The 13,894-nt window shown below is 64.4% G+C and carries 12 protein-coding genes; 7 read left to right on the forward strand and 5 right to left on the reverse strand.

Going from position 1 to position 13,894, the window contains the following annotated elements; all coding sequences use genetic code 11:
- The first annotated feature begins 78 nt into the window (after positions 1-78).
- The 3 genes from AB8717_RS00450 to AB8717_RS00460 are packed head-to-tail and all read left to right on the forward strand — an operon-like array spanning position 79 to position 1,753.
- Positions 79-711, forward strand: a complete 633-nt coding sequence (locus AB8717_RS00450) for a sigma-70 family RNA polymerase sigma factor (protein WP_443749058.1) — start codon at positions 79-81, stop codon at positions 709-711.
- Positions 708-1,364: a ChrR family anti-sigma-E factor gene (locus tag AB8717_RS00455; RefSeq protein ID WP_443749059.1), complete on the forward strand. Its 657-nt coding sequence runs from the start codon at positions 708-710 to the stop codon at positions 1,362-1,364. Before AB8717_RS00450 ends, AB8717_RS00455 begins: the two co-directional genes overlap by 4 nt.
- Positions 1,364-1,753, forward strand: coding sequence for a DUF2177 family protein (locus tag AB8717_RS00460; RefSeq protein WP_443749060.1), 390 nt, complete (start codon positions 1,364-1,366; stop codon positions 1,751-1,753). The genes AB8717_RS00455 and AB8717_RS00460 overlap by 1 nt, the downstream gene beginning before the upstream one ends.
- Here AB8717_RS00460 and AB8717_RS00465 read toward each other — a convergent pair.
- Genes AB8717_RS00465 through AB8717_RS00485 form a run of 5 tightly spaced genes read right to left on the reverse strand, consistent with a single transcriptional unit; the run spans position 1,731 to position 7,893 of the window.
- A complete protein-coding gene (locus tag AB8717_RS00465) occupies positions 1,731-2,633 on the reverse strand; it encodes a hydroxymethylglutaryl-CoA lyase (RefSeq protein WP_443749061.1) in 903 nt (300 codons plus the stop codon). The genes AB8717_RS00460 and AB8717_RS00465 overlap by 23 nt on opposite strands.
- Entirely contained in the window at positions 2,630-3,796 is a 1,167-nt protein-coding gene (locus AB8717_RS00470) for an isovaleryl-CoA dehydrogenase (protein WP_443749062.1), read from the reverse strand. Before AB8717_RS00470 ends, AB8717_RS00465 begins: the two co-directional genes overlap by 4 nt.
- A gap of 4 nt (positions 3,797-3,800) precedes the next feature.
- On the reverse strand, positions 3,801-5,522 hold the full coding sequence (locus AB8717_RS00475) for an acetyl/propionyl/methylcrotonyl-CoA carboxylase subunit alpha (protein ID WP_443750832.1): 1,722 nt from the start codon (positions 5,520-5,522) through the stop codon (positions 3,801-3,803).
- Positions 5,522-6,280 carry an enoyl-CoA hydratase-related protein gene (locus AB8717_RS00480; RefSeq protein ID WP_443749063.1) on the reverse strand — a complete coding sequence of 253 codons (759 nt, stop codon included), beginning with the start codon at positions 6,278-6,280 and terminating at the stop codon, positions 5,522-5,524. The genes AB8717_RS00475 and AB8717_RS00480 overlap by 1 nt, the downstream gene beginning before the upstream one ends.
- 5 nt (positions 6,281-6,285) lie before the next feature.
- A complete protein-coding gene (locus AB8717_RS00485) occupies positions 6,286-7,893 on the reverse strand; it encodes a carboxyl transferase domain-containing protein (protein WP_443749064.1) in 1,608 nt (535 codons plus the stop codon).
- An 80-nt stretch (positions 7,894-7,973) separates the two neighbouring features.
- Between AB8717_RS00485 and AB8717_RS00490 the strand changes: the two genes are divergently transcribed.
- From AB8717_RS00490 to AB8717_RS00505, 4 genes are all read left to right on the forward strand, one after another.
- Positions 7,974-8,840 carry a LysR family transcriptional regulator gene (locus AB8717_RS00490; RefSeq protein WP_443749065.1) on the forward strand — a complete coding sequence of 289 codons (867 nt, stop codon included), beginning with the start codon at positions 7,974-7,976 and terminating at the stop codon, positions 8,838-8,840.
- A gap of 99 nt (positions 8,841-8,939) precedes the next feature.
- The gene (locus AB8717_RS00495; protein ID WP_443749066.1) at positions 8,940-10,997 is read left to right on the forward strand and encodes an FAD-dependent monooxygenase; all 2,058 of its coding nucleotides are present in this window, start codon (positions 8,940-8,942) and stop codon (positions 10,995-10,997) included.
- Between the two features lie 62 nt (positions 10,998-11,059).
- Entirely contained in the window at positions 11,060-12,160 is a 1,101-nt protein-coding gene (gene dinB / locus AB8717_RS00500) for a DNA polymerase IV (RefSeq protein WP_443749067.1), read from the forward strand.
- 272 nt (positions 12,161-12,432) lie between these two features.
- Entirely contained in the window at positions 12,433-13,662 is a 1,230-nt protein-coding gene (locus AB8717_RS00505; protein WP_443749068.1) for an OmpA family protein, read from the forward strand.
- Positions 13,663-13,894: the final 232 nt, after the last annotated feature.

Consider the following 13,894-nt stretch of genomic DNA (forward strand, 5'->3'; position numbering starts at 1 on the left):
GGTGATCCGGTGACGGGATGACGGCGTATTCCATTGCAACTGCATCGGCGGATGACGGCATCCGCCCGGAGTGGGAAAATGACCTTTGACCATATCTCCGTAATCGGCTTTGCTCATCCTGGCATGGACACGGATACGAACCCGCTGCGCGACACGACCCCGGATCTGCCTCCGGAGCGTTTGATCGCGCGTATTGCCGAAGCCCGTGACCGCGCCGCCTATGCCGCATTGTTCACGCGCTTTGCCCCCAGGCTGAAGGCTTTTGTCATGGGCCAGGGCTTGCCCGCCCAGGAGGCCGAAGACCTGGCGCAGGACGCCATGCTCAATGTCTGGCGTAAGGCGCATCTGTTCGATCCGGCCAGGGCGACCGCCGTCACCTGGATCTACTCGATCGCGCGCAACCTGCGCATCGACGCCGCCCGCAAGGCCAAACGCGTCCGCGACCTGCCCGACGACCTGTGGCAGGGTGAGGGCGATAAACCCGCCGATCAGGAACTGATCGATCACCAATCCGCGCGTTCGGTATCGGCGCTTATCCGCGCCCTGCCGGCGGATCAACAAACAGTACTCAAGATGTCGTTTTACGAAGACCTTTCCCACGGGGATATCGCCAGGGCCCTGTCGCTGCCGCTTGGCACCGTCAAGTCGCGGCTGCGCCTGGCCCTGACGCGCCTGAAGACCGCTCTGGCTGTTCCGGGAGGCCGCGCATGACGCATGTTCATCCCCCCGAGGACCTGTTGTGGGACTATCACCGCGGCCGCCTGTCGCCGGGCATGCGGCTGGTTGTCCGCACGCACATGGACCTGTGCCCGCAGTGCCGGTCGGAGCTGAGGCTGTTCGACCAGGTCGGTGGTGCGCTGTTGGAGGAGATCGAAGGCGTGGCCATGTCGGACACTGCGCTCGACCTTGCCATGGCGCGCATCGAGCGCCCGGATGAGCCGGAGCCGGAGCCGGCCGCGACGATCAAGCGTCCGGCTTTCCTTGAAGGCTTCGACTTGCCGGAAAGCCTGAAGACGGCAAATATTCCCGGCCGCTACTGGGCGGCACCCGGTGTGTGGATAGCACCGGTCAAGTTCGATGAGGATACCCAGGGCACCAAGACCTATCTGATGTTTGTCAGGCGCGGCATGGTCATGCCTGAACATACCCACCGTGGTTGCGAAATCACCTTGATGCTCAAGGGCACGTTCAATGACCTGAATGGCAGCTATAGCCGCGGCGACTTCGTGCTGTGCGACGAAACGATCCAGCATTCGCCGGCGGTCGGTGCCGATGAGGATTGTCTGTGTCTGGTGGCGCAGGACGGCCTGATCCTGCCGAAGACCCTGCTCGGCAAACTGTTGCAGCCGTTCGCGCGAATCTGATGCGCGCCGTCCTTACCTATTTCGTGACGCTGCTGGTCATGCTGCCGCTCGATGCGGCCTGGCTGACCCTGACGGGCGGCGCCTATCGCCAGATCATGGGCAGTCTGCTGAAACCGCAGTTCGATCTGCCGGCGGCGATCGCCTTTTATATGGTCTACGTTTTCGGCGTGACGGTGCTGGTGACCTTGCCGGCATCGAAACCTCTGCCGGCGGCGATGCGGGGCGCAGTCTTCGGCTTTACGGCGTACGCCACCTATGATTTGACCGCGCTGTCGGTCATTCGCGACTGGCCTCTGTCCCTGAGCCTGGTCGATATGGCATGGGGCACGGTGCTGACGGCTGTCGCTTCCTGTGTCACGGTGTGGATCATGAACCGGAAGACCGCATAGCACGGGCGACTTTCGAGCGTGGCGCCCGGCCGAGCACACCCGAAATGAACCAGGCCGTGTCGATAACAGCGTCGAGGTCGACACCGGTCTCGATACCCATGCCGTCCAGCATATAGAGCACGTCTTCCGTCGCGACATTGCCTGACGCGCCCGGCGCATAGGGGCAGCCGCCCAGGCCGCCGACCGAGGCGTCGAACACGGCAATCCCGTAGTCCAGCGCCGTCAGGATATTGGCAAGGGCCTGGCCGTAGGTATCGTGGCAGTGCAAGGCGATCCTGCCGGTGGGTATGAACTTCAAAACCATGTCGAGCAGGCGCCGGATATCGCCGGGCGTGGCCACACCGATCGTATCGCCGAGACTGATTTCATAGCAGCCCAGGTCGAGCATCTTTTGCGCCACAGGAACCACGGCTTCGGGCGCGATGCGGCCCTCATAGGGACAACCGACGATGCACGACACATAGCCGCGTACTTTCAGGCCGTCGCGCGCGGCGCTTTCAGTGACGAAGCGAAAGCGTTCCAGGCTCTCGCCGATCGAGCAGTTGATATTCCTGCGGCTGAAGGTCTCGGACGCCGCGCCGAAGATGGCGACGGTGGCGGCGCCCGCGTCGCGCGCCGCCTCGTAGCCTTGCAGGTTGGGTGTCAACACGGGGTATGACACACCGTGGCGGCGTGCGATCCCCGCCATGACCTCAGCCGCGTCGGCCATTTGCGGCACCCACTTTGCCGATACGAAGCTGGCGGCCTCGATATGCTGCAATCCGGTCTGCGACAGCCGGTCGATCAGCGCGATCTTGTCGGCGGCCGACACGATCTCCGTCTCGGCCTGCAAGCCGTCGCGCGGCCCGACTTCATATAGCGTGACGCCTGACGGTCTCACTTCGTTTCCTCGAACAGCTCGCGGCCGATCAGCATGCGGCGGATTTCGGAGGTGCCGGCGCCGATTTCGTACAGCTTGGCGTCGCGCCATAAGCGGCCTGCCGGATATTCGTTGGTATAGCCGTTGCCGCCCAGGGCCTGGATGGTCTCGCCCGCCATCCAGGTGGCTTTTTCGGCGGCGTAGAGGATGCAGCCGGCGGCGTCCTTGCGCGTGGTCTCGCCACGGTCGCAGGCGGCGGCTACGGCATAGACATAGGCGCGGCAGGCGGCCCAGGTCGAATACATGTCGGCGACCTTGCCCTGCATCAGCTGGAAGGTGCCGATGGGGGCACCGAACTGCTCGCGGGTGTGTACATAAGGGATGACGACGTCAAGGCAGGCGCGCATGATGCCGAGCGGCCCGCCCGACAGCACGACGCGCTCATAGTCGAGGCCCGACATCAGGACGCCCGCGCCGCGCCCGATCGCGCCCAGCACGTTTTCCTCCGGCACTTCGCAGTCGACAAAGACCAGTTCGCCGGTGTGCGAGCCGCGCATGCCCAGCTTGTCGAGCTTCTGCGCCACCGCAAAGCCCTTGAAACCCTTTTCGATGAGGAAGGCGGTGATGCCCTTCGACCCGGCGTCCGGATCGGTCTTGGCGTAGACGACCAGAGTGTCGGCGTCGGGCCCGTTGGTGATCCACATCTTGCTGCCGTTGAGCACGTAGCGGTCGCCACGCTTTTCGGCGCGGAGCTTCATCGACACGACGTCGGAACCCGCGCCGGTCTCGCTCATGGCCAGCGCACCGACATGCTCGCCGGAAATCAGCTTCGGCAGGTATTTCGCCTTCTGCGCCTCGTTGCCGTTGCGCGCGATCTGGTTGACGCACAGGTTGGAATGGGCGCCGTACGACAGGCCGATACTGGCCGAGGCGCGCGAAATCTCCTCCATGGCGATGGTGTGCGCCAGATAGCCCATGGCCGCGCCGCCATAGGCTTCAGGCGCCGTCATGCCCAGCAATCCCATATCGCCCATCGCCCTCCACAGGTGCATTGGGAACTGGTCGCTGCGGTCGGTCTCGTCGGCCAGGGGTGCGATCTCGGCGGCAGCAAAGCGTGCGACCGCGTCGCGCAACTGGTCGATATCCTCGCCGTGGCCGAAGGAAAGGTGCGGGAAGTGGATCATGGGCTTAGTCCCTGATTTCGACCAGCAGCGCCTTGTCGGCGACCTGGTCGCTTGCGCTGGCGTGGACAGCGGTGACGGTGCCGGCCTTGGGCGCCTTAATGGTGTGTTCGATCTTCATGGCGCCGAGGATCAGCAGTTTCTGGCCTTTTTCAACGGCGTCGCCGGGCTTGACGAAGACATCGATCAGCTTGCCGGGCATGGGGGCGTGGATATCGCCCGACACCGTGCCTGCATGGTCGGCATCGCCGCGATCAAGATGAAGGTGGGCGCGCGGCGGCAGGTTGAGCCAGAAGCCGTTTATGTCGTTCCACGGCGACGTCGGATCGGCGCGAACGGCCGCCGCATCGGGCTCTGCGTCAGGCCAGGGCAGGGTGAGTGTGTCGATATGGCGGCCGATAAAGCCAGTGTCGATCTCGCCCGCGGCAAAGTCTGTGTCCGACACGACACGGCGCAGGAAGCCGAGATTGGTTGTCAGGCCTTGAACACCTGTATGGATCAAGGCCTCACGCAGTTTCGCGATGGCGTGGGCGCGGTCGTTTCCGTGGACGACGATCTTGGCGATCATGGGATCGTAGAAGACGCTGACCGCGTCGCCCTGTTCGACCGCGGACTCGATGCGCGCCGTCTTCGGAAACTCCAGCCTTTCCAGCTTTCCGGTCGCCGGCAGGAAGTCGTTTTCCGGGTCTTCGGCATAGAGACGGACCTCGATGGCGTGGCCCAAAATCGCGAGGTCGTCCTGGTTTTTCGGCAGGGGCTCGCCACAGGCGACGCGCAACTGCCATTCGACCAGGTCGGTGCCGGTGATTTCCTCGGTCACCGGGTGTTCGACCTGAAGGCGGGTGTTCATCTCCATGAAGTAGAAGGGCGCGCTGCCGATGCCGCCCGACACATCGACGATGAACTCCACCGTGCCGGCACCGACATAGCCGATCGCCAGGGCGGCCTTGACGGCGGCCTGGCCCATCTTTTGGCGCAGGCCCTCGGGCAGGTGGGGGGCGGGGGCTTCCTCCACGACCTTTTGGTGGCGGCGTTGCAGCGAACAGTCGCGTTCAAACAAATGTACTACATTGCCGTGCGTATCGGCGAACAGCTGGATCTCGATATGGCGCGGGATCTCGATATATTTCTCGATCAGCACCTTGGGATCGCCAAACGCGTTCTGGCCTTCTCGCTGTGCCGAAACCAGGGCGTCGGCGAAATCGGCGGCCTGGTCGACGCGGCGCATGCCCTTGCCGCCGCCGCCCGCCACCGCCTTGATCAGTACGGGATAGCCGATACGGGCGGCCTCGGTCTGTAAGCCATCGGGGCTTTGGTCATCGCCATGATAGCCGGGCGTGACGGGCACGCCGGCTGCGCTCATCAGCGCCTTGGCCGCGCCCTTCAGCGCCATGGCGCGGATCGCCGAAGGCGTCGGGCCGATAAAGACCAGACCGGCGGCCGTGCAGGCTTCGGCGAACTCGGCGTTTTCCGACAGGAAGCCGTAGCCGGGATGGATGGCCTGGGCGTTGTGGTTGAGCGCCGCCGCGATCATGCGATCGCCGCGCAGGTAGGAGTCGGCAACCGCCGCCGGGCCGATCAGCACGGCCTCGTCGGCCTCGCGCACAAAGGGAGCATGACGGTCGGCTTCGCTGAAGACAGCGACGGTGCGCACGCCCAGGCGCTTGCAGGTGCGGATGATGCGCCGGGCGATTTCGCCGCGATTGGCGATCAGGACCTTGTCGAACATCATTTCGCCCATCCCGGCTTGCGCTTTTCCAGGAAGGCGGCGATGCCTTCGCGGCCCTCGGCCGAGGCCCGGCGGGCCGCGATGCGTTCGGCCGTCATGGCCAGCAGCGCCTCGTCTATGGCGGCGTGCGCCACGTCGCGGATCAGCGCCTTGGTGTCGGCCATTGCGTCGGGGCCGTTGGCCATCAGGCCGGATATGATCGCGTCGGCGTCGTCGCCGATCTCGTGCACCAGGCCGATACGGCGCGCGGTGTCGGCGTCGAAGCGCTCGCCGGTGAGCATGTAGCGGCGCGCCTGGCTTTCGCCGATTTTTCTTGTGACATAAGGCGAAATCGTCGCTGGTATGAGGCCGATCCTGACTTCAGTCAGGCCGAACTGCGCCGCGCCTTGCGCCACCACGATATCGCAGCAGGCGACCAGCCCAACCCCGCCGCCCAAAGCCGCGCCATTGACCAGGGCGACGACCGGCTTTGGGCAAGAATCGATCGTATATAACATCCGTGCTAACTTATAAGCGTCCTGCTGGTTGGCCTCGAAACCTTGTGTTGAGGCCGCCTGCATCCAGTTGAGGTCGGCGCCGGCGCTGAAATTTTTGCCCGCGCCCGTCAGCACGATAATCCGCGCTTCGGCGTCGCTGCCAAGACGGCGGAAAGTGTCCTTCAGGTCGGCGATCATCGCGACGTTCATCGCGTTATGCACCTCGGGCCGATTGAGCGTCACCAGTGCTATGCCCTGATCGATGGAAACGGAAATCGTCATGAGGCTTACATCCGGAAGACGCCGAAGCGCGTCGGCTCTATTGGGGCGTTCAGTGCGGCGGACAATCCGAGGCCCAGGACCCGGCGCGTGTCGGCGGGATCGATGACGCCGTCGTCCCACAGCCGCGCCGAGGCATAGTAAGGGTGGCCCTGCGCTTCGTAGGTGTCGCGGATCGGGGCCTTGAAGGCCTCTTCCTCGGCGGCCGGCCAGGCGCCGCCCCTGGCTTCGATGCCGTCGCGCTTGACGGTCGCCAGCACATTGGCTGCCTGTTCGCCACCCATGACCGAGATGCGCGCATTGGGCCACATCCACAGGAAGCGCGGGTCAAAGGCCCGGCCGCACATGCCGTAATTGCCGGCGCCGTACGACCCGCCGATGATGACGGTGAATTTCGGCACATTGGCGCAGGCGACGGCGGTGACCATCTTGGCGCCGTGGCGGGCAATGCCTTCGTTTTCATACTTCCGCCCGACCATGAAGCCGGTGATGTTTTGCAGGAAGACCAGCGGAACACCGCGTTGGGCGCACAGCTCGACAAAGTGTGCACCTTTCAGCGCGCTGTCCGAAAACAGCACGCCGTTATTGGCGACGATGCCGACCGGATAGCCGTAAAGATGGGCGAAGCCGCACACCAGGGTCTCGCCGAACAGCTTTTTGAACTCGTCGAATTCCGAGCCGTCGACCAGCCGGGCGATGACTTCGCGCACGTCATAGGGCGTGCGCGTGTCGGCCGGGATAACGCCATACAGTTCATCAGGCGCATAAGCCGGCTCGACGGCCTCGCGAACCTTGAGCGGCACAGTCTTGCTGCGATTGAGATTGCCGACGATACGCCGTGCGATCAGAAGCGCGTCGGCGTCGTTGGCCGCCAGGTGGTCGGCGACGCCGGAGATGCGCGCGTGGACGTTGCCCCCGCCCAGGTCCTCGGCCGAGACCTCTTCGCCGGTCGCCGCCTTGACCAGCGGGGGGCCGCCCAGAAAGATGGTGCCCTGGTTGCGCACGATGATGCTTTCATCGGACATGGCCGGGACGTAGGCGCCGCCGGCTGTGCAGCTGCCCATGACGACGGCGATCTGGGGAATGCCGCGCGCCGACATCTGCGCCTGGTTGAAGAAGATGCGCCCGAAATCGTCCTTGTCCGGGAAGACTTCGTCCTGGTTGGGCAGGTTGGCGCCGCCCGAGTCGACCAGATAGACGCACGGCAGGTTGTTCTGCTGGGCGATTTCCTGGGCGCGCAGGTGCTTCTTGACGGTCAGAGGATAGTAGGTCCCGCCTTTCACCGTCGCGTCGTTGCACACCACGACGCATTCGGTGCCGCTGATACGGCCGATGCCGGTGACGATGCCGGCGGCGGGGACCTCGTCGTCGTAAACCTTGTGCGCTGCCAGCGGCGACAGTTCCAGAAATGGCGAGCCTGGGTCGATCAGCCCGGCGATACGGTCGCGCGGCAACAGCTTTCCGCGCGCCAGATGTTTGTCGCGCGCCGCGTCGGAACCGCCGCGGGCTATGTCTGCGGACAGGGCACGCAAGTCATCGACCAGGCCGCGCATCCGGGCGGCGTTGGCGGCGAAATCGGGGTCGGCGGGGTCGAGTTCGGAGGTGAGGCGGGTCATGCTTCCCGCAAGGTACGCCCTTTCATTGCATTGTTAAAATCAATAATGCCGATGAAATGAATAGATGATATCTATGTATCATGGAGCTCTATCTGTTGCGTTATTTCCTGGCGGTGGTCGAAACCGGCAGCTTCACCAAGGCGGCACAGGCCTGTCTGATTACCCAGCCGACCCTGTCCGCCGGCATCCGCCGCCTCGAAGAGCAGATGGGCGTCGGCCTGTTCGTCCGCAACAACAAGCGCGTCTTTCTGACGGCGGCCGGATCGCGTTTCCTGCCGCGCGCCAAGGCGATCCTGCACGAGGTCAATATGGCCACGGCGGAACTGGCCGAAACCGAAACGGATGCGGTCATCCGCCTGGGCGTCCTGCAAACCATTCCGGCGTCGCTGGTCGCCGGCTGGCTGCGCGATTTTCTCGTGGATCATGCGGACGTTCGCTTCGATCTTTATGACGGCACCGAGCAGGAGCTGCTCAACCGGCTCGACGAACGGGGCATCGATTATGCGCTGTCGATCCGCCGCGTCGCTGACGACACGGCCATGCCGCTGTTCGAAGAGGGCTATCGCCTGGTCCTGCCGCGCAATCATCCCTTGTCGGGGCAAGCGGTGATCGACGGCGAGGCCCTGGCCAACGAAAACATGATCGTGCGCACGCGCTGCGAAGTCCTGTCGGAAACCTCGAGGCACTTCACCGACCGCAATGTGCGGCCACCGCTGGTCTATCGCACGCCGCAGGACGAACGCGCGCTCAGCATGGTCGGGGCCGGGGTCGGCATCACCGTCATGCCGGACAGCTACTCGGCGGACGATATTGCCGGCGTCCCCCTGGCCGGATTTACCCCGCGCCGCACGATCGGCCTGTTTCGTCCCCGCTACGGCTTGTCCGAACGGACACGACTGGCCGGCGAGGCGTTTTCAACCTTTCTGTGCAAGCGCTTTTTATCCTGAAAACAGGCCGGAACTGGCACCATTCTTGAACATCCCGATACCGCGCACGGCAGTGTGTCCATTTTTTAAACGGTATAGCCATTTCGGGATTCTACAGCCTTGGACGATCTCTCCTATATCCGCGAACCGCACCGGGCTCCGACCGGCACGCGTGAAGCCCTGACCTGCGATGTCGTGATCGTCGGCGGCGGTTTTGCCGGCGCGCTGATGGCCCTGGTCCTGGCGCGGCGCGGACTGTCGCCGGTCGTGGTCGATCCGCACGACATCCATCCGCAGGACTTCCGCTGTGAAAAGTTCTCGCTGGCCCAGGTCGACGGCCTGGTGGCCCTGGGTGTGGCGGATGCATTCGCGCCCCTGTTCGGGCGAAACGCCGACGCCATGACGCACCGGGGCCTGCGCTATGACCAGATGGTCAACGCCTTGCGCGAGCACTGGGGCGACGGTGTGCGCCTGGTCAGGGGCAAGGTGACGGCCGTTGCCCGTGATCATGCGTCGCAGACCCTGACGGTGGCCGGCTTCGGCACGGTGACGTCGCGCCTGTGCGTGCTGGCGACCGGGCCGGGTGAGCGCCTGCTCAAGGACCTCGGTGTCAGGCGCCAGGTCCTGTCGCCCGATCATTCGGTGTGCATCGGTTTTACGCTTTTGCCCGGGCCGGACGGCTTCGGCTTCGACAGCCTGATCCATCGTGGCGAAAAGCCTGGCGACGGTGCGGGTTTCGTCAGCCTGTTCCGCATGGCGGGTGACCCGTCGGACGCCCTGCGCGCCAACCTGTTCCTTTACGACGCCATCAAGAGTGAGCGCGTCCTGCGGTTCCGCCGCGATCCCCTGGCGGCGCTTCTGGCGGTTATGCCGGGCCTGAAGGGGCGTCTTGGCGGCGCGACGGTCGCGGGCGAGGTCGAGCTGCGCGCCACCGACCTCTATACGGCGGATGTGCCGGACCTCGAAGGCGTGGTGCTGATCGGCGATGCGCGCCGGACCTCGTGTCCGGCCTCTGGCACGGGTATCAGCCGCATCATCAATGATGTGCGCATCCTGGCCGACCGTTTCCTGCCGGACTGGCTGGCGGCGCACACCGAGGTTTCGCGTTTCTATGCCGACGCGGCTGTCCATCGTCTGGACGCCGACCTGCACCGCCGCTCGATGAACGGCCGCAGCCTGGCCGTCGATACCGGAGCGGTCTGGCGCCTAAAGCGTCTGGCGCACAAGGCGCGCGCGATGTTCACGCGGCCGGCCCCGCCGGCCGCGGAGGCGCATTTCTACACTGGTGACGGGGTGCGCGTGCGCTCCGCCGTCGAAATCCTGGCTTCGCTCGACATGGACGGCACGCTCGACGGTCTGCCCTTCATGCCGGAAATGGTGGCGCATATCGGCCAGACCGCCCGCGTCTTCCGGCGCGCCGACCGCACCTGTGTCGAAGGCCACGGCCTGCGCGGCATGAAGGATGTCGTCTTTCTCGACCAGTTCCGCTGCGACGGACGGGCTCACGACAACTGCCAGCGCGATTGCCTGATGTTCTGGAAGGAAGCCTGGCTGGCGCCGGACGGTCCGGCCCTGACGCCGACGCCGCGCGCCGAGGCGGCGGCGCGCCAGACCCTGCTGCACCTCGCCACGCGCGGCATCGACGGGCGTTACACCTGCCAGTCGACCGAACTGGCGCGGGCCAGCCATGCCCTTTCGAAGACGCACCTGGGCGCGCTGCTGAGCGAGCTGAAAAGCGGCGAACTGAAGCCCCAGGCCTTCGGCACGATCGTATGGCGGGCGCTGGTCAACAAGGCCCGGGCCGTCATGAAGCTGCCGGAACTGGGCCAGATCGTCGGCCCCAAGGGGTCAAAGTCCAAGGGCGACCTCAACCTGCAACCGGGCGAGTGGGTGAGGGTGCGCGACGCAGCCACCATCCGCGCCACGCTCAACGGCAAGGGGCGCAATCTCGGCCTGAGTTTCGAGCCTGAGATGGAGCGGCTGATCGGCCAGGTCCGGCAGGTCGACCGGGTGGTGGAACGCATGGTCCATGAAGAGACGGGTGAAATGGTCCGTCTTGAGCGCACCGTTTCGTTGAAGAGCACCTATTGCAAGGGCGCCTGCGCCAAGAGCTGCCCGCGCGCCAATCCGCTGTTCTGGCGCGAGGTCTGGCTGGAACGGGTTCCGGCGCCGGAATAAAATCGGTTCACAGTTTGTTCTTGATGACATAAACTGACGCGAGTCAGTTGAAGATCAAGGCCATGTCCGAGGCGCCGACACCTCCCGATGCACCGGTGCGAAAGGTGATCCATATCGATATGGACGCCTTCTACGCGTCCGTCGAGCAGCGCGACAATCCGGACCTGCGGGGCAAGCCCGTGGCGGTCGGCGGCGCGCGAGAGCGCGGCGTGGTGGCGGCGGCTTCGTACGAGGCGCGCAAATACGGCGTCCATTCGGCCATGGCGTCGGTGACGGCGCGGCGCAAATGCCCGGAGCTTGTCTTCGTCAAGCCGCGCTTCGAGGTCTACAAGGCCGTGTCGCGCCAGATCCGCGATATCTTCCTCGACTACACGCCGCTGGTCGAGCCGCTGTCGCTCGACGAAGCCTATCTCGACGTCACCGAGAACCTGAAGGGCATGACGTCGGCGACCGAAATCGCGCTGGAAATCCGCCAGCGTATCCTTGAAGCGACCGGGCTGACGGCCTCGGCCGGCGTGTCGTACAACAAGTTCCTGGCCAAGCTGGCCTCGGATTACAACAAGCCCAACGGCCAGTTTGTGGTGACGCCCAGGATCGGCCCGGCCTTTATCGAAAGCCTGCCGGTGCGCAAGTTCCACGGGGTCGGGCCGGCGACGGCCGAGCGAATGCGCAAGCTGGGGATCGAGACGGGCGCCGACCTGCGCGCGAAATCACTGATCTTCCTGTCTCAGCATTTCGGCTCGTCCGGCGAATGGTACTACTGGATTTCGCGCGCCGTCGATCCGCGCCGTGTGCGGCCAGACCGGGAACGCAAGTCTGTCGGCGCCGAGACGACATTCTTCGACGACCTGTCCGAAATCGGGACGGCGCGGGACGGGTTGTTGCCTCTGATCGACAAGGTGTGGCGGCATTGCGACGCCCACGGGTTGCAGGGCCGCACCGTTACGGTCAAGGTCAAGTACAGCGATTTCCACCAGGTCACGCGTTCGCATACAGGACGCAAGGGTCCGGCAAGTCTCGCGGAACTGCGCGATCAGAGTTTCGCGCTTCTGGACAGTGTTTTCCCTGTACAGAAAGGGATTCGGCTGCTTGGCGTCACGGTCTCGTCCTTTCCCGGCGGGCACGAAGTGGAAGACGAACCGCAACTCAGCTTTGACCTGTGAACGGCTATACTGTAGACCTTTTGTCCAGGCTGCCATATACGGGCGGCGGCACAGGTGAGGCCGTCAAGGCACACTATTTTATTCGCCTGTTCGGCGTATGGCATTGATTTTGCATTGCACATACGCTTAAGAACCTGAAAGTTAATCGCTTTTGGGCTGGTGTTGTAATTTCGCTATATCGCACCTGCGATGTTTCGTATAGCCTGCGGATTATTGGCATTCGAAACAGCCGGGCGATGCCGTTTTTTTTTGACATTGAGCTGGGGTAATTCATGAAGTCGATTGTTGTGATGGTTGGAGCGCTGGCTGGCGCCCTGGCGGCCTCTCAGGCCGTTGCCGAGCAGGCGCCGGGCCTCTATGTGGCCGGCGGCATCGGTTATAACTGGAAGTCCGACCAGGAAGTGAAGTCGGACAATGCGATCGGCAGCACCGGTCAGAAATATATCTACGACCTGTCCACCAAGGACACCCTGGCCGGCTTCGCCCGCCTCGGCTGGCGTTACAACGACCATTTCCGCGTGGAGCTGGAAGGCGCTTATCGCCCCGGTGACATCAACGCGGCCCACGGCCCGGAAAAGCGCGACTTCGGCCACGGCCTGAAGGACGACGCGATCTGCGGTACGGTCTCGGCGACCGTCTGCACCTCGCCCAGCGGCAAGATCGACCAGACGACCCTGTTCGTCAACGCGATCTACGACTTCTATCCGGAATACTCGCTGCATCCGTACATCGGCGCCGGCGTCGGCCTCGACTATGTCAACGGCAAGGTCGACGGCCGCCTGGCCCAGGTTTCGGAAAGCATCAGCCTGAAGGGCAGCAAGGTCGTTCCGGCGGCGCAGTTCCTGATCGGTGTTTCGGCGCAGCTGTCCGAGCGCCTGAGCCTCGATCTCGGCTACCAGCTGACCTATGCCGGCAAGGTGAAGTACAATTCGAGCGTCGCCCCGCTGTCGGGCAACGCGAACGCCGACTACACCCCGGGCGCGTTCCAGGGCGACTTCAACGACCAGGTCCTGCTGGTCGGCCTGCGGTATTCGCTGGGCGCCAAGCCGGCTCCGGCCCCCGCGCCGCAGCCCTACACGCCGCCGCCCGCTCCGGCGCCGCAACCGGCCCCGGCGCCGCAGCCGCCTGTCGAGGCCGCTCCGGCCCCGGCCGCCGCTCCGGCCGCCGAAGCCCGTCAATTCACCGTCTACTTCCGCTTCGACCGCTATGCGCTGACGCCGGAAGCCAAGGCCGTGGTCAAGTCGGCTGCCGACTATGCCCTGAGCAACAACTCGCACAAGGTCACGGTCGTCGGCTATACCGACACCTCGGGTTCGGCCGCGTACAACATCAAGCTGTCGCAACGCCGCGCCAGCTCGACCGCCAAGGCCCTGGTGGCCGACGGTGTCGCGAACGCCGACGTTTCGGTCAGCTGGAAGGGTGAAACCGACCTGGCCGTGCCGACCGCCGACGGGGTGCGCGAACCGCGCAACCGCCGTGCGACGATCGACATCCAGTTCTAAGTAAAGGACGCCCGGCTGGGCAACAGCCGGGCGTCTGCCGCTCTGCCGGCAAAATTGTGGTGACGTATAGCGTTCAGGCTGCTAAGACAGTAACCATGTTGCGTCAAAGGGGCTGGCAGATCGCAAGATCCGGGTTGCCCGCCTCTATACTTCACAAAAGTCCGTAGCCGCGGAGTTTTGGCGGCGAACTTAATGCTTCTTGGCGACGGTCGATTTTCGTCGCGCGGTTGAA

The sequence above is a fragment of the Asticcacaulis solisilvae genome (genome assembly GCF_052327315.1).
Lineage (GTDB): Bacteria > Pseudomonadota > Alphaproteobacteria > Caulobacterales > Caulobacteraceae > Asticcacaulis > Asticcacaulis solisilvae_B.